Consider the following 15,309-nt stretch of genomic DNA (forward strand, 5'->3'; position numbering starts at 1 on the left):
GCGCACGACCGTGGGTCGTGCGCTACCACCGCCCCGCTCAGCGCGCGACCAGCTTCTGCCGCTCGGCGCTGTAGCGATCGCCGACGATGGCGACGCTGTCCAGCGCCGCACCGATCTGCTGCAGCTCCGCATCGCTCAACACCACGGCCGCCGCGCCCAGGTTTTCCTTCAGGCGGTGCAGCTTGGTCGTGCCGGGAATCGGCACGATCCACGGCTTGCGCGCCAGCAACCAGGCCAAGGCGATCTGGGCCGGCGTCGCGCCCTTGTCGGCGGCGATTGCGGTGATGCGATCCACCAACGCCTGATTGGCCTGGCGCGCTTCAGCTGCAAACCGCGGCACGCTGTTGCGGAAGTCGTCGGCGGCGAACGCGGTGTCGGCGTTGATCGCGCCGGTCAGGAAGCCCTTGCCGAGCGGACTGAACGGCACAAAGCCAATGGCCAGTTCCTCCAGTACCGGCAGCACACTCTGCTCCGGTTCGCGCCACCACAGCGAGTACTCGCTCTGCAGGGCGGCCACCGGCTGCACCGCGTGCGCGCGGCGGATGGTATCGGCACCGGCCTCGGACAGCCCGAAGTGCTTCACCTTGCCTTCGGCGATGAGGTCCTTGACCGTGCCGGCCACGTCCTCGATCGGCACGTTCGGGTCCACCCGGTGCTGGTAGAACAAGTCGATGCGGTCGGTCTTCAGGCGCACCAGGCTGGCCTCGGCCACCGCGCGGATACGCGCGGGGCGACTGTCCAGGCCGGCGTCGGCATGGCCATCCTTGAAGCCGAACTTGGTGGCGATCACCAGTTGGTCGCGGAACGGGGCCAGCGCCTCGCCGAGCAGTTCCTCGTTCAAGAAGGGTCCGTAGGCTTCGGCCGTATCGAAGAAGGTCACGCCCTGCTCGACGGCGGCGCGCAGCAGCGCGATCGCCTCGGTCCCGTCGGTGGCCGGCCCATAGCCGTAGCTCAACCCCATGCAGCCCAGGCCGAGGGCCGAAACCCGCAGGCCGCTGCGGCCCAGTTCACGTGTCTGCATGGGGGTACTCCTGCCGGTGGGACCGGCATCATGGGGGACAGCCACGATAGCCCTGTCGGCGGCGAAGATTGGATGCCGCGCAGTGCTGTCGGTGATGAGCGTGGCTCATCAATGCTCACCGATACGCCGGGGCCTACCGTGTGGCGCCCTGCACGAAGGTGCCGACCAATGCGATCAGCAGGAAGAGCCCGCCGAAGATCACCACCAGGATGTGCCACACACCGAAGCGGTCATACGCCCGCATGTCCATGCCCTCGTCGTGGTGGTAGCGGCGCAGCAGGCTGTTGACCGGCAGCAGCGGAACGAAGCTGAACAATGCGAACAGCCACAGGGCGTTGGGAAAGCGGCTGGAGAAATTGAGCAGAAAGTAGGCGACACCGAGCAGCCCCGGTGCGAACGCCAGCGGGCGACGATGATTGCTGGCGGCGTTGCGCAGATCGCTGAAACACAGGAACGACCAGAGCGGCGAGAACAACGCACGCGCCCACGGCCACTGATCGCCGCCGGTTTCACGTTTGATCGCCCGCCAGTTGCGCCAGAACCAGTACACCGGATAGATGCCCAGCGTGGTCAGCGACAACGCCGCGATCTTCAGAGTGGGTGGCGAGTAATACGGTGCGACATCGGTGGCGGCAAAGGTCGCCGCCGGCAGTACGGGAGAAGCCGTCGGCGCGGTCGCCGGCGCGCGATACGGATCGTGCATGTCCATATGCCCATCACCTGATGCGTTGATACCGGCGAGGTGCCGGCGCCCCCTGCAGCCCGGTTGCCCGGGACGGCGCGACTATCGCAGCGTCGCGCCGCCTGTTGAAGCCCCCTGTGTCAGCGGACTTCCGAAATCTCCACCCCGTCCAGGCCCTGCGACAGCGTGCGTGCATCGCCACCCTGCGAGAGCTTGATGCGCAGGCGCACTTCGTTCTGCGAATCGGCGTAGCGCAGTGCGTCTTCGTAACTGATTTCGCCGGCCTGGTACAGCTCGAACAGGCTCTGATCGAAGGTCCGCATGCCAAGCTGCACCGAGTCCTTCATGACTTCCTTGAGCTTGTGGATCTCGCCGTCGCGGATGTAATCCTGCACCAGCGGCGTGCCGAGCATGATCTCCATCGCGACCTTGCGCGATTTGCCATCCGGCGAGGGAATCAGCTGCTGGGCGACCACGCCCTTGAGGTTCAGCGAGAGATCCATCAGCAACTGGTTGCGGCGGTCCTCCGGGAAGAAGTTGATGATGCGATCCATCGCCTGGTTGGCGTTGTTGGCATGCAGCGTGCACAGCACCAGGTGGCCGGTTTCAGCGAAGGCGATGGCGTGGTCCATGCCCTCGCGGGTGCGCACCTCGCCGATCATGATCACGTCCGGCGCCTGGCGCAGGGTGTTCTTCAGCGCCGCTTCCCAGCTGTCGGTATCGATGCCCACTTCGCGCTGGGTGATGATGCAGCCCTCGTGCTTGTGAACGAATTCGATCGGGTCTTCGATGGTGATGATGTGCCCGGTCGAGTTGTGGTTGCGGTAGCCGATCATCGCCGCCAGCGAGGTCGATTTACCGGTACCGGTCGCGCCGACGAACAGGATGATGCCGCGCTTGGTCATCGCCAGCGTCTTGATGATCGGCGGCAGGCTGAGCTCTTCCACGGTGGGAATGCGCGTCTCGATCCGGCGCAGCACCATGCCGACCTGGTTGCGCTGGTAGAAGCAGCTCACGCGGAAGCGGCCGACACCGGACAGGCCGATGGCGAAATTGCATTCGTGGGTCTTTTCAAACTCTTCGCGTTGCGCCGGCGTCATCACGTTCAACACCAGGTCGCGGCTCTGCTGCGGCGTCAACGGTATCTGGGTGATCGGCGAGATTTTGCCGTTGACCTTGATCGCCGGGGGCATGCCCGCGGTGATGAACAGGTCCGACGCCTTCTGGTGCGCCATCAGCTTGAGGAACGAGGTGAAGTCGATGGTGGTGGTGCTCATCGCGGTGTACTCCGAAGGTTTTCAGGAGCCGGCCAGCGGCCGGCACTACCACTATTCGAAAATCCGCTTGTCCTTGGCGTACTCGCGCGCCTGGTTGCGGGTGATCAGGCTGCGCTTGACCAGATCCTGCAGGTGCTGGTCCAGGGTCATCATGCCCATCTGCTGGCCGGTCTGGATCGCCGAGTACATCTGCGCGACCTTGTCCTCGCGGATCAGGTTGCGGATGGCCGGGGTGCCCACCATGATTTCCCAGGCGGCCGTACGCCCACCCCCCACCTTTTTCAGCAGCGCCTGCGAGATCACCGCGCGCAGCGACTCGGACAGCATCGAGCGCACCATCGGCTTTTCGCCGGCGGGGAACACGTCGATGATGCGGTCGATGGTCTTGGCGGCCGAGCTGGTGTGCAGCGTGCCGAACACCAGATGGCCGGTTTCGGCGGCGGTCAATGCCAGCCGGATGGTTTCCAGATCGCGCAGTTCGCCGACCAGGATGATGTCCGGGTCTTCGCGCAGGGCCGAACGCAGCGCTTCGTTGAAGCCGTGCGTGTCGCGATGCACTTCGCGCTGGTTGATCAGGCACTTCTGCGAGGTGTGCACGAATTCGATCGGATCCTCGACGGTGAGGATGTGGCCGTATTCGTTCTTGTTGATGTGGTCGATCATCGCCGCCAGCGTGGTCGACTTGCCCGAACCGGTCGGGCCGGTGACCAGGATCAGGCCCTGCGGCTGATCGATCAGCTCACGGAAGATCGGCGGGCAGGCCAGGTCTTCCAGCGTGAGCACCTCGGAGGGAATGGTACGGAACACCGCACCCGCGCCGCGGTTCTGGTTGAAGGCATTGACTCGGAAGCGCGCCAGCGAGGGAATCTCGAACGAGAAATCGACCTCGAGGAATTCTTCGTAATCGCGGCGCTGCTTGTCCGACATGATGTCGTACACCAGCGCGTGGACCTGCTTGTGGTCCAGGGCCGGAATATTGATGCGACGGACATCGCCGTCAACGCGGATCATCGGCGGCAGGCCGGCCGACAGATGAAGATCCGACGCTTTGTTCTTTACAGAAAACGCCAATAGTTCGGCGATATCCATGCGCTGCTACTCCCCATGACTGCTGCGACTGGAAGGTTCTTTCCCCGGGCGGCAGTATAGAGCGAGATGTGCACAATACGCTCCAGCCCCTGATCCACCGGACCCGCCGTGACCATCCAGACCCTGCCTGCCATCCTGACGAACCTGCACAACGCGGCGGTGGCCGCCGGGCGGCCAGATCCGGTCCTGCTGGCGGTCTCCAAGACGCAGCCGGCCGAGGCCGTGCAGGCCCTGGCCGCGCAGGGCCAGCGCGCCTTCGGGGAGAACTACGTGCAGGAGGCGCTGGCCAAGATCGAGGCCTTGGCGGCGCTGGGCCTGGAATGGCACCTGATCGGGCACCTGCAGTCCAACAAGGCCGAGCTGGCTGCCCGCCATTTCGACTGGGTGCAGAGCGTGGACCGGCCCAAGCTGGTCACCGCGCTGGCCACGCACCGCCTACCCGGCCGGCCGCCGCTGAACGTGCTGATCCAGGTCAACATCGATGACGAGGACAGCAAGCACGGCTGCGCGCCGGAAGACATCGATACCCTCGCCGCCGCCATCGCCGCGGCGCCGCAGCTGCGCCTGCGCGGGCTGATGGCGATCCCCGCGCCCTGGCCGGACGCCGAGCGTCGCCAGGCCGCCTTCACCCGCATGGCCGCGCTGTTCGCCACACTGGCCGCAGCGCATCCGCACGTGGATACGCTGTCGATGGGCATGAGCAGCGATTACCCTGAGGCCATCGCCCACGGCGCCACCCTGGTCCGCATCGGCACCGCGCTGTTCGGCGCCCGCCCGCGACCGGCCTGAGCGCCCCGCCCGTTCCAAGGAGAGTTCATGAGCACGTCCCCCATCACCTTCATCGGCGGCGGCAACATGGCCCGCAGCCTGATCGCCGGCCTGGTCCGCCAGGGCGTGGCCCCGGCCAGCCTGCATGTCGCCGAGCCGGTGACCGAACTGCGTGAGCAGCTGACCGCCGAATTCGGCATCAAGACCTACGCCAGCGCGAGCGAGGCCGCCGCGCAGGGCACGGTCTGGGTGTTGGCGGTGAAGCCGCAGGTGCTGCGCGATGTCTGCGCCTCGCTGACCGGTATCGCCCAAGGCAAGCAACCGCTGGTGGTCTCCATCGCCGCGGGCATCACCAGCGGCCAGCTGGACCGTTGGCTGGGCGGTGGCATGGCGGTGGTCCGCGCGATGCCCAACACGCCCGCCCTGCTCGGCGCCGGTGTCACCGGACTGTTCGCCACCGCCACGGTCAGCGCCGCGCAGCGCGCGCAGGCCGACACCGTGCTGGCCAGCGCCGGCCGCACCGTGTGGATCGATGACGAAGCGCGCATGGACGCCGTCACCGCCGTCTCCGGCAGTGGCCCGGCCTACGTGTTCCTGCTGGCCGAAGCGATGGAAGCGGCCGGTATCGCCCAGGGCCTGCCCGCCGACGCGGCCCGCACGCTGGTGGTGCAGACGCTGCTCGGTGCCTCGCGCATGCTCGATGAATCCGGCGAAGCCCCGGCCGAACTGCGTCGCCGCGTGACCTCGCCGAATGGCACCACCCAGGCCGCGATCGAGCGTTTCCAGGCCGACGGCTTTGAAGCCATGGTCGCGCGCGCGATCGACGCGGCGACGACGCGCGGGCAGGCATTGTCGGCGGCGAATGATTGACGACCAAGCGCAGCCACGCATGGCGTGGCGCTACCCCCTACGTTTACGGGAGACATGCACATGAAGATCCTGCTTGTCGGTGCCAGCGGCACCTTGGGCCAGGCAGTCGCCAGCACGTTTGGCGTCCACCATGAACTGATCCGCGCCGGCCGCCACGGCGGCGATGTGCAGGTCGATCTGACCGACGATGCCAGCGTGCAGGCGCTGTTCGCGAAAGTGGGCAAGGTCGATGCCGTGATCGCGACCACCGGCCGGGTCCACTTCGGTCCGCTGGCCCAGATGCGGCCTGCCGACTTCAATCTCGGCCTGCAGGACAAGCTGCTCGGCCAGGTGCGGCTGAGCCTGGCCGCCCAGCATCACCTGAACACCGGCGGCTCGATCACCCTGACCAGCGGCATCATCAGCGCCCAGCCGATCCGCGATGGCGCTAACGCCACGGCGGCCAATGCCGCGCTGGAAGGTTTCGTGCGCGCCGCCGCCTGCGAGCTGCTGCCGCGGGGGCTGCGCATCAATGCCGTGAGCCCGAATGTGCTGGCAGAATCGATGGATGACTACGGCGCGTACTTCCCGGGCTTTGAACCGGTGACCGCGCAGCGCGCATCGCTGGCCTACCAGCGCAGCGTGGAAGGGATCCAGAGCGGGCAGGTATTCACTGTCTGGTGAGGCCGACGCCGGCCAGCGGCCGGCACTACTCCCAGCGGCGCGGGCCATCGCCCTGATCGCCGAGCGCGTCGCCGGGGTTGGTCAGACGGCAGCGCTTCAATGACAGGCACCCGCAGCCGATGCAGTCGGTGAGCTGGTCACGCAGCAGCAGCAACTGCTCGATGCGCTGGTCCAGCTCGCTGCGCCACAACGCCGACATCTTCGCCCACTCGGCCTTGGTCGGCGTCTTGTTCTCCGGCAGCGCCGCAAATGCGGTCGCGACCGCCTCCAGCGGCATGCCGACCCGCTGCGCCACCCGGATCACCGCCAGCCGGCGCAGCACATCGCGGGCGAAGCGACGCTGGTTGCCGGCGGTGCGCAGGCTGCGGATCAAACCCTTGCGCTCATAGAAATGCAACGCCGATACGGCCACCCCGCTCCGTTTGGCGACCTCGCCTACACTCAGTTCCTGCGCGATCACTGCTTGACCTCAACCATGGTTCAGGTGGCATCCTGCGCGCCGCTGGGGGTGCACTGCAAGCCCGGCCCTCCTCCCGATGTCTGGAACCCGCATGTCCGCTGAAGTTTCCTCTCCGCCCGCCACCGCTCCGGTGGAGGACACGCCGATCCCCTCGATCCTGTCGCCGGCGTACCGGGCGACCACGATCGGCATGGTCGCGCTGGTCTCGCTGCATGGCTTCGAGGCGTTGGCCGTGGCCGCAGCGATGCCCACGGTGGCCCATGACCTGGACGGGCTGCGGCTGTACGCGCTGGCGTTCGGCGGCACCCTGGCCACCAGCGTGATCGGGATGACGCTGTCCGGGCGCTGGAGCGACCAGCAGGGCCCGGCGCGCCCGCTGTGGCTGGGCCTGGCGTGCTTCATCGCCGGCCTGCTGGTCGCCGGCTTCGCCCAGCACATGCCGGTGCTGGTGCTTGGGCGCCTGATGCAGGGGCTGGGGGCCGGCGCGATTTCCGTGGCGCTGTATGTGCTGGTCGGGCGCTCGTTCCCCGAGCCGATGCGGCCGCGCGTGTTCGCCGCATTCTCCGCCGGTTGGGTGGTGCCTTCGCTGATCGGCCCCAGCATCAGCGGCCTGATCGTGCAGCACCTGGGCTGGCGCTGGGTGTTCCTGATCGTGCCGCTGCTGGCCATTCCGGCGGCGTTGCTGCTGCGCCCGGCCCTGCGCCAGGTCGGCGTAGTGGCCGCGGGCAGCACCGGCCGCAACGTGGTGCCCTGGGCCGTGGGTGCCTCCCTCGGCGCGCTCGCGCTGTATGTCGGCGGCCAGCAGCAGGGATGGCTCGCGCCCGCGCTGCTGGTGCCGGCCCTGGCCGTGCTGGCACTGTGCAGTTGGAAGCTCCTGCCTGCCGGCACGTTGACCCTGCGCCGCGGCCTGCCCAGCGTGATCGCGCTGCGTGGGATCGCGGCCTCTGCGTTCTTCGGTTGCGAAGCGTTCCTGCCCTTGCTGCTGCAGCGAGAACGCGGCCTGACCCCGCTGTTGGCGGGCGTGGCATTGAGCCTGGGCGCGTTGGGTTGGTTTGCCGGCTCGTGGCTGCAGGGCCACCAGCAGCGGGGCTGGTCACGCCGGCAGTTGCTGCAGTCCGGCGCGCTGTTGATGTGCGTGGGCATCCTGGCCACGTCGCTGGCGATCCAGCCCGGCATGCCGCTATGGTCGGCGATGGTCGGTTGGGTGCTGACCGGGCTGGGCATGGGGCTGATCTATCCCAGCCTCTCGGTGCTCACGTTGTCGCTGTCAGCGCCGGCACACCAGGGCGCCAACACCTCCGCCCTGCAGCTCAGCGAGGCCTTGGGCGTGGCGACTACGCTGGCCGTCTCCGGTTCGCTGTTCGCGCTGTTCCTGGAGGGCCGGGAAGCACTGGGCTACCTGCTGACCTTCGCGATCATGCTGGTGCTGGCGATGCTCAGCGTGGCGGTGGCGCGGCGGATCTGAGCGAGGTGGCATGGCGTGCGCCTCCTCACGGATGCGTGTCGCCGACCTCTTTCAGATCCTCACGCAGGATGCGGCGGATCTCCAGCACGGCCTGCGGGGTCTCCTGCACGCTGTGCCCGGAGAGGATCACCTTCTCCGATACCGCCCCCTCCAGATGCGCGCTCCAGTACGGCACCAGGCCATCGTCGGACTGCAGCAGCGGCACGTCCGGTTTACGCTGGGCGATGATCGAGTGGTACTTCAGGCCCGGGGTGATCGGCAGTGCGCCAGCCGCCTTCACGAAGGGATCGCTGGCCTTGAGGTTGTCGATGCTGTTGGGCACCTGCAGCTTCGTGGTGGTGTTGGCCGATTCGGATTCCTGCAGGGTCAGGAACACATCCTCGAACTTGCCCAGGATGGTGATCGGCAACCGCACCAGCCGGCCGATCAGGCGCCCCAGCCGGTTGCCCGCGATGTCCGTGCCCTTGTGCGGCGCGGCGATGAAAATCACCCGCTCCACGTTCGGCTCGGCGGTGAAGTGCAGCAGCGGGCCGAGCTTGGCTTCGACGCGCTTCAGGCGCTCGCCCTTGAGATCGTAGTTGGCGAGCAGATCGTTCCACAGCACATCGCCGGAGGAGGTCACCAGCAGGCGTGCAAGCACGCCGCCCATGCTGTGGCCGATGAACACCATGTCCTTGGCGGCCGGCGTGCTGCCGGTCGGGTCGAAGTGCTTGAGCGTGTTGTTGAAGGCCTGGTTGATCTCGTAGCGGTTCAGCGCGATCGGGGCGTTGGTCGGGTAGTACACCTGCCAGACCTGGAAGTGCCGGCGCAGCTCGGGATCGCCCATGATCTCGTTGGCCACGTTGACCCAGGCTTCCGGGCTGCTGCCCAGGCCGTGCAGCATGAAGATGATGCGGCGGTTGGGGTCCCACGGCTGCATCAGGTACATGTGCGGCGCGCCGATGCCTTCGCTCATGCCGAACAGCGTGCGCAGCGACTGCGTGGCAAAGCCGGACTGGGCCAGCCACAAGCCGTAGGCCGCGGTGAAGTTGCCCGCCAGCGGTACCTTCTCACCGTGCAGGTCCACGCTCTCGGTGGACTCGGGCGAGTACACATCAAACAGCACCTGGGTGGTATCGAGCACCTGCTGCAGATTGTCGCCCTTGAAGCGCAGCAGGGCGGTGGCGTTGATCGCCGACATCTCGCTGTACTGCGGAATCTCCGCCTTCCCGCCGTCGGCCGGTGCAACCAGCTTGGGGGGGTCCATGATCACCACCAGCTCGGCGCCGAAGCCGTCGCGGCGATAGGTGCTGCGCAGCCCGGCAAAACTCACCGCCGAGGCGGACACCATGCGGGTCGGGATGCTCTGCATGCGCAGCTCATCGAAATCGGAGGTCAGCGTCCAGCGCTCCCCCGCCACGGCGGCGTTGTAATCCTCGCCTTCCAGCGCACTCTCGCGGCTGCGCTTGAACACCACCGAGGCGGTCTGTTCGGCGGCGTAGTTGTAGTAATCGCGCACCTGCGTCTGGCGATCCTCGAAGGCGCGGTCCGAAGGCGTGCGCCCGCTGAAGAACAGGTACGCATAGGCATAGCGCGCCGCTTCCAGCCACGCATCCAGCGCGGCATCGGACATCGGCGTTTTCTCGCGGTCCTTGGGCTTGGGGGTCAGCGCGAGCGCGGTCTTCACCCAGAGCTCGGACTGCGCCGACAAGCGCTGCTCTTCGGGCAGGACATCGGTGTCGGCGAGGGTCTTCTGGCAGGCAGTCACATCCTTTTCGCACTGCGCCACGTCCATGCCGATCACGCTCAGCGTTTCCTGCGAGGCGGCGCTGAGCTTGCCCGAGGTGAGCACGTCGCCACGCTTGTTGGCCAGGTACTCGGTCGGGGCCACCTGCTTCATGGTGACCATCGCACAGCCGCTGGAGAGCAGCAGCGAGAGCACCACGGCCGTCATCGGCAACGCGCGGTGCGCGAGCAGTTTCACAATGGATCTCATGGAACGCTTCCCTGCCCTGTCCCCGGAACATCCCGGCGGATCACCTGTGAAAAATCATCGTTTGCATCGCTCGCCCGCGCACGGTCGGTAATCCGCCCGCGTGCCTTCAGCGTCTCGAACGGTACCCCCGGCGTGAGCACCCCCAGATCGCGCGCGTATTCGGCGAAATAGCCCGAGGCCAGCAGCCGGTAGTCCATCGGCAGGCCCGGTGCGATCTGCTTGGCCAGTTCGTACACAATGGTCGTGCAGTTGCTGGTCAGCGTGTTGTAGAACGCCGGCGCGGCATCGAGCCTGCGGGCCTCGCCGAGGTAGGACACGAACAGCGCCTTGAGCTGCTCCTGGGTCATGCCGTGCAGGCGGTACAGATAGACATCTTCGCCCCGCGCATTGGTGCGCGTGCGCACGATGTCGGTTTCCTCCGAGGCGACCAGGGTCATCTCGAACTTGCGGAAGAACCCGCCCAGCGCGGAGAACGACTCGCCGCGCTCCTTGCGGATCTCCAGCGAGAACACCAGGTAGCGACCGTCGTCGAAGCCGAACGAGATCAGCGTGTGCGCGATCATGGGGCCCATCCAGTAGGACAGGATCAGGTCGGCCGAGCGCAGCTGGTCCAGGTTGTACTCGCGGCGCACCCAGCGCGCGTCGTAGTCGGTCTCGCTGCGCCAAGTGAAATCACGTACGTTGTCGAGCACCACACGCGGGCCATCCACCTCGACCACCTTCAGCCGCTGGGCGACATCATCGGCCCAGATGCGATCCTGCCGCGGGGTGAGCAGCAGCCACCAGATGCCCGAGACCACCAGCGCCACGCCGTACAGCACGCCCGGCCAGCGCCCGGCGCGCGCACGCGCCACCCCGATCGCCCCGGTGACGGCGAACACGACCCACAGCCCGACCAGCAGATACCGCACCCAGCCGGGACCCGGCAGCTGGTAGGCCAGCAAACCGGTGATCCACAGCGCCGCCAGCAGCATCAGCAGCGCCAGTCCCCATCGTCCTGCCTTCTTCACGCATCGATCCGTCGTCTGTCCGGGGCGCTAGTTAGCCATAACCCCTGTGTGCGCCGCATGTCGAGCCTGTTCAGCTTCGGGCCGCCGTTCACCCCGGGGCCCCGCACCGGCTGGCTCCGCCCCCCCCGGCCGGTCGCATACTTGCGCTATCAACGGCCATCAAGGAAGCGCCCAGCATGCAGGGTCTGACCACCGTGGGCGGGGTGCCCATCCAGCGCCACCATCTGCTGCGCTGCCATTGCGGGGCCGTCGTCCTGCGCCTGCATCTGCCGGACGGCGTGGTCTCACCCCGCCGCTGCGACTGTTCGATGTGCCGGCGACGCGGCGCGATCGTGGCCTCGGTGAAGCTGGCCGATCTGGAGATCGTGCAGGGCCACGACGCACTGCGGCTGTATCAGTTCAACACGCATGTGGCCCGCCACCACTTCTGCAGCATGTGCGGCATCTATACACATCATCAGCGCCGCTCTTCACCGGACGAATACGGCTACAACGTCGGGTGTCTGGACGGGGTCAATCCGTTTGATATCGGGCAGGTGCCGGTCAACGACGGGGTCAACCACCCTTCCGATGCCAAGCGTCCTTAGCGGCGGCCCGGGCCGATCTTCTGCCACGGGGCCATGCCTTTGCGCCCATGCAACAGCGGGCGCTTGAGCGGCAGCCGGCGCGGCATCGGGATGCCCACCCCGGGCGCGGCGGTATCGTCCTGGCGCAGTGACTCGGCGCGCTGGCCGACCAGCAGGGCCGCCACTTCTTCCAACCCGTTTCGCATGGTCCGGGCGACCGTCTGCAGGGGATTCATGGCGTGTCTCCAAGCGGTGTGGGGACGATCTACGCTAATGGCGCACCGGCATGGACACCGTGAACGGAATGGGTCAAAAAGATGAAATCGGGGGTCCGGGGAGGCAACGCCGTTCAGTGTTTTGCCGCCGGATCGGGCCGGCCCTTGCCCAGGCGCCGCACCAGCACGAAGAACAGCGGCACCAGCAGGATCGCCAGCAGCGTGCCGGAGAGCATGCCGCCGATCACGCTGACACCGATCTCGCGCCGGCTCACCGCACCAGCGCCGCTCGCCAGTGCCAGCGGAATCACGCCAGCCACGAAGGCCAGCGAGGTCATCACGATCGGCCGCAGGCGCAGGCGCGCGCCCTTCAGTGCCGCCTCCACCGCCGAGCTGCCCGCGCGGTACTCGGCCTCGGCGAACTCCACGATCAGGATCGCATTCTTGGCCGATAGACCGATCGTGGTCAGCAGCCCCACCTGGAAGTAGATGTCGTTGACGAAGCCCGCCGCGGTGGTGGCGATCACCGTGCCGATCACGCCCAGCGGGATCACCAGCATCACCGCCACCGGCACCGTCCAGCTCTCGTAGAGCGCGGCCAGGCACAGGAAGATGAAAGCAATGGACGCCGCATACAGCCACAGCGTCTGATTGCTGGAGAGCTGCTCCTGGTAGGACAGCCCGCTCCACTGCAGTTCAAAACCGGGCTGATCGGCCACCAGGGACTGCATGGTCTGCATCGCCTCGCCCGAGCTGCGCCCTTCGGCGGCACTGCCTTGGATCTGCATCGCCGGCAGGCCGTTGAAGCGCTGCTGCAACTGCGGCCCGCGCGACCAATGGCTGCTGGCGAAACTGGCGAACGAGGCCATCTGCCCGCTGCTGCCGCGTACGTACCACTGGCCGATGTCGTCGGGCACGCTGCGGTAGGGCTGGTCGCCCTGCACGTACACACGCTTGACCCGGCCGCGGTCCAGGAAGTCGTTGACGTAGGTGCCGCCCCACGCCGAGGACAGCGTTGAATTGATGTCGGCCTGGGCCAGGCCCAGCGCGCTGGCTTGGGCCTGGTCGATGTCCAGATGCAGCTCGGCCTTGTCGCCAAGACCATTCAACCGCACCGAGGTGAGCCGATCGTCATCACTGGCGGCCTGCACCACCTTTGCCTGCGCGGCCTGCAGCGCCGGCCGCCCGGCAGCGCTGTTGTCCTGCAACCACAATTCGAACCCGCTGGACTGTCCCAACCCACGCACCGCCGGCGGCGCCAGCACGTTGACCTTCGCATCGGGCAGGTTGCGGAAGTGCGCGTTGGCGCGGGCGATGATCGCCCCGGCGCTGTGCTTGGCATCGCGTTCGGACCACGGCTTGAGCGCCATGAACCCCTGCCCCGCATTCTGCCCGGTGCCGGCGTTGTTGCGGCCGACCACCACGAACACCACGTCCAGGCTGTCCTTCTCGTGTTCCATGAAGTAGCGGCTGATCTGCTCGCCGAGCGCCTCGGTGCGCGCCATCGGCGTGCCTTCCGGGGTGGAGAACTGGAACGTCACCTGCCCTTGGTCCTCCACCGGCAGGAAGCCGGTCGGCATCCGTGCATACAAGGCGACCACACCCACCACCAGCAGCACGTAGAAGGCCATCCAGCGCCGCGGGTGCGCCACGATGCCGCCCAGCTTGCCGCGATAGCCGTTCTGGCTGCGCTCCACGCCGCGGTTGAACCAGGCGAAGAAACGGCCCGGTGGCTTCTGCGCGCTCGATGGCTTGAGCAGGGTCGCGCACAACGCCGGGGTGAGCGTCAGCGCGACCAGTGCCGACAGCGCCATCGCCGAGGCGATCGTGATCGAGAACTGCCGGTAGATGATGCCGGTGGAGCCGCCGAACAAGGCCATCGGCAGGAACACCGCGCCGAGCACCACGGTGATGCCGACCAGCGCACCGGTGATCTCGCCCATCGATTTCTCGGTCGCCTCGCGCGGCGGCAGGTGTTCCTCATGGATGATGCGTTCGACGTTCTCCACCACCACGATCGCATCATCCACCAACAAGCCGATCGCCAGCACCATCGCGAACAGGGTGAGCGTGTTGATGGTGAAGCCGGCCAGCGCCAGCACGCCGAACGTGCCCAGCAACACCACCGGCACGGTGATCGCCGGGATCAGCGTCGCGCGCAGGTTCTGCAGGAACAGGAACATCACCACCACGACCAGCACGATCGCCTCGATCAGGGTGTGGATGACACCCTCGATGGAGACCCGCACGAACGGCGTGCTGTCGCGCGGGTAGGCCACTTCCAGCCCGGGCGGGAAGCTCGGGCGCAGCCGCTCGATCTCGGCGCGCACCGCATCGGCGGTTTCCAGCGCATTGGCGCCGGAGGCCAGCGTCACTGAGAAACCTGCGGCGGGATAGCCGTTGAGGAAGCTGCTGGTCTGGTAGTTTTCCGCGCCGATTTCCACTCGCGCCACATCGCTCAGGTGCACGGCCGCGCCGCTGGGCAGGGTGCGCAGGATGATCGCGCGGAACTGCTCGGCGGTCTGCAGCCGCGACTGCGCGGTGACGGTGGCGTTGAGCGCCTGCTCCGGGCCGGTTGGCAACGCGCCCAGCTCACCGGCGGTGACCTGGGTGTTCTGCGCCTGGATCGCGGTGCGCACATCCGAGGGCATCAGATCGAACGCGCGCAGTTTGTGCGGGTCCAGCCAGATACGCATCGCATAGGGCGAACCGAACACGTTGATCTCGCCCACGCCGGGAATGCGGCTGATCGGATCCTGCACGTTGCTGACCAGGAAATCGGAGACGTCCACCCGCTCCATGCGCCGGTGGGTGTCATACAGCGACACCACCATCAGCGAATCGCCCTGCGATTTGGCCACGGTGACGCCCTGCTGCTGCACTTCCTGCGGCAGCCGGTTGATCGCCTGGTTGACGCTGTTCTGCACCTGCACCTGGGCGATATCCGGGTTGGCGCGCTGGTCGAAGGTGACCGTGATCCGCGCCTGGCCCGAAGATGAACTGGTGGAGGAGAAATACAGCAGGTGGTCGATGCCCTTGATCTGCTGCTCGATCACCTGGGTGACGCTGTCCTCCACTGTCTGCGCCGAGGCACCGGTGTAGTTGGCGGTGATGTTGACCTGCGGTGGCGCGATGTCCGGGTACTGCTCCACCGGCAACTGGGTCACCGCGATCGTGCCCAGCGCCATGATGCAGATGGCCAGGACCCAGGCGAAGACCGGGCGGTGGATGAAGAAGCGCGGCAGCAT

The 15,309-nt window shown here is 67.0% G+C and carries 14 protein-coding genes; 5 read left to right on the forward strand and 9 right to left on the reverse strand.

The annotated features are described in order from the left end of the window. Nucleotides 1–37 precede the first annotated feature (37 nt). The 4 genes from QMX81_RS06290 to QMX81_RS06305 form a co-directional block, all read right to left on the reverse strand. Nucleotides 38–1,021, reverse strand: coding sequence for an aldo/keto reductase (locus tag QMX81_RS06290; protein WP_282259731.1), 984 nt, complete (start codon nucleotides 1,019–1,021; stop codon nucleotides 38–40). Between the two features lie 133 nt (nucleotides 1,022–1,154). Further along, complete coding sequence (locus QMX81_RS06295) at nucleotides 1,155–1,730, reverse strand: hypothetical protein (protein WP_282259733.1); 576 nt, start codon at nucleotides 1,728–1,730, stop codon at nucleotides 1,155–1,157. Between the two features lie 113 nt (nucleotides 1,731–1,843). Beyond that, nucleotides 1,844–2,980, reverse strand: a complete 1,137-nt coding sequence (locus tag QMX81_RS06300; protein ID WP_282259735.1) for a PilT/PilU family type 4a pilus ATPase — start codon at nucleotides 2,978–2,980, stop codon at nucleotides 1,844–1,846. 51 nt (nucleotides 2,981–3,031) lie between these two features. After that, entirely contained in the window at nucleotides 3,032–4,069 is a 1,038-nt protein-coding gene (locus QMX81_RS06305; RefSeq protein WP_019185385.1) for a type IV pilus twitching motility protein PilT, read from the reverse strand. A gap of 108 nt (nucleotides 4,070–4,177) precedes the next feature. Between QMX81_RS06305 and QMX81_RS06310 the strand changes: the two genes are divergently transcribed. From QMX81_RS06310 to QMX81_RS06320, 3 genes are read left to right on the forward strand one after another with little or no spacing between them, the layout of a single operon-like run. After that, on the forward strand, nucleotides 4,178–4,858 hold the full coding sequence (locus QMX81_RS06310) for a YggS family pyridoxal phosphate-dependent enzyme (RefSeq protein WP_282259742.1): 681 nt from the start codon (nucleotides 4,178–4,180) through the stop codon (nucleotides 4,856–4,858). A 27-nt stretch (nucleotides 4,859–4,885) separates the two neighbouring features. Next, nucleotides 4,886–5,707 carry a pyrroline-5-carboxylate reductase gene (proC, locus tag QMX81_RS06315; protein WP_282259744.1) on the forward strand — a complete coding sequence of 274 codons (822 nt, stop codon included), beginning with the start codon at nucleotides 4,886–4,888 and terminating at the stop codon, nucleotides 5,705–5,707. Between the two features lie 60 nt (nucleotides 5,708–5,767). Then, on the forward strand, nucleotides 5,768–6,370 hold the full coding sequence (locus QMX81_RS06320) for a short chain dehydrogenase (protein ID WP_282259746.1): 603 nt from the start codon (nucleotides 5,768–5,770) through the stop codon (nucleotides 6,368–6,370). Between the two features lie 25 nt (nucleotides 6,371–6,395). On the opposite strand, the gene soxR is transcribed toward QMX81_RS06320, so the two are convergent. Then, a complete protein-coding gene (gene soxR / locus QMX81_RS06325; protein ID WP_183073810.1) occupies nucleotides 6,396–6,830 on the reverse strand; it encodes a redox-sensitive transcriptional activator SoxR in 435 nt (144 codons plus the stop codon). Between the two features lie 91 nt (nucleotides 6,831–6,921). Between soxR and QMX81_RS06330 the strand changes: the two genes are divergently transcribed. Continuing rightward, entirely contained in the window at nucleotides 6,922–8,295 is a 1,374-nt protein-coding gene (locus QMX81_RS06330; protein ID WP_121043101.1) for an MFS transporter, read from the forward strand. Between the two features lie 25 nt (nucleotides 8,296–8,320). Here QMX81_RS06330 and QMX81_RS06335 read toward each other — a convergent pair whose 3' ends face one another. Together QMX81_RS06335 and QMX81_RS06340 are read right to left on the reverse strand one after the other, a co-directional pair. Further along, the gene (locus QMX81_RS06335; protein ID WP_226956682.1) at nucleotides 8,321–10,228 is read right to left on the reverse strand and encodes an alpha/beta hydrolase; all 1,908 of its coding nucleotides are present in this window, start codon (nucleotides 10,226–10,228) and stop codon (nucleotides 8,321–8,323) included. Nucleotides 10,229–10,266: 38 nt separating this feature from the next. Continuing rightward, nucleotides 10,267–11,244 carry a DUF4105 domain-containing protein gene (locus QMX81_RS06340; RefSeq protein WP_282259866.1) on the reverse strand — a complete coding sequence of 326 codons (978 nt, stop codon included), beginning with the start codon at nucleotides 11,242–11,244 and terminating at the stop codon, nucleotides 10,267–10,269. 212 nt (nucleotides 11,245–11,456) lie between these two features. Between QMX81_RS06340 and QMX81_RS06345 the strand changes: the two genes are divergently transcribed. Then, nucleotides 11,457–11,867 (forward strand): GFA family protein, encoded by a 411-nt coding sequence (locus tag QMX81_RS06345; RefSeq protein ID WP_282259757.1) that lies wholly within the window; start codon nucleotides 11,457–11,459, stop codon nucleotides 11,865–11,867. Here QMX81_RS06345 and QMX81_RS06350 read toward each other — a convergent pair. Further along, nucleotides 11,864–12,082 (reverse strand): hypothetical protein, encoded by a 219-nt coding sequence (locus QMX81_RS06350; RefSeq protein ID WP_143592064.1) that lies wholly within the window; start codon nucleotides 12,080–12,082, stop codon nucleotides 11,864–11,866. The genes QMX81_RS06345 and QMX81_RS06350 overlap by 4 nt on opposite strands. Nucleotides 12,083–12,195: 113 nt before the next feature. Further along, complete coding sequence (locus QMX81_RS06355) at nucleotides 12,196–15,309, reverse strand: efflux RND transporter permease subunit (protein WP_282259768.1); 3,114 nt, start codon at nucleotides 15,307–15,309, stop codon at nucleotides 12,196–12,198.

It is taken from the genome of Stenotrophomonas sp. PS02301 (assembly GCF_029959485.1).
Taxonomy (GTDB): Bacteria; Pseudomonadota; Gammaproteobacteria; order Xanthomonadales; family Xanthomonadaceae; genus Stenotrophomonas; species Stenotrophomonas maltophilia_Z.

Bases quoted from the DNA above. Each gene is read 5' to 3' on its own strand.
- proC (WP_282259744.1), top strand. From the start codon at position 4,886: ATGAGCACGTCCCCCATCACCTTCATCGGCGGCGGCAACATGGCCCGC.
- QMX81_RS06340 (WP_282259866.1), bottom strand. From the start codon at position 11,244: ATGCTGCTGGCGGCGCTGTGGATCACCGGTTTGCTGGCCTACCAGCTG.
- QMX81_RS06320 (WP_282259746.1), top strand. From the start codon at position 5,768: ATGAAGATCCTGCTTGTCGGTGCCAGCGGCACCTTGGGCCAGGCAGTC.
- QMX81_RS06355 (WP_282259768.1), bottom strand. From the start codon at position 15,309: ATGCTGCCGCGCTTCTTCATCCACCGCCCGGTCTTCGCCTGGGTCCTG.
- QMX81_RS06350 (WP_143592064.1), bottom strand. From the start codon at position 12,082: ATGAATCCCCTGCAGACGGTCGCCCGGACCATGCGAAACGGGTTGGAA.
- QMX81_RS06330 (WP_121043101.1), top strand. From the start codon at position 6,922: ATGTCCGCTGAAGTTTCCTCTCCGCCCGCCACCGCTCCGGTGGAGGAC.
- QMX81_RS06305 (WP_019185385.1), bottom strand. From the start codon at position 4,069: ATGGATATCGCCGAACTATTGGCGTTTTCTGTAAAGAACAAAGCGTCG.
- QMX81_RS06290 (WP_282259731.1), bottom strand. From the start codon at position 1,021: ATGCAGACACGTGAACTGGGCCGCAGCGGCCTGCGGGTTTCGGCCCTC.
- QMX81_RS06345 (WP_282259757.1), top strand. From the start codon at position 11,457: ATGCAGGGTCTGACCACCGTGGGCGGGGTGCCCATCCAGCGCCACCAT.
- QMX81_RS06335 (WP_226956682.1), bottom strand. From the start codon at position 10,228: ATGACGGCCGTGGTGCTCTCGCTGCTGCTCTCCAGCGGCTGTGCGATG.
- QMX81_RS06295 (WP_282259733.1), bottom strand. From the start codon at position 1,730: ATGGACATGCACGATCCGTATCGCGCGCCGGCGACCGCGCCGACGGCT.
- QMX81_RS06300 (WP_282259735.1), bottom strand. From the start codon at position 2,980: ATGAGCACCACCACCATCGACTTCACCTCGTTCCTCAAGCTGATGGCG.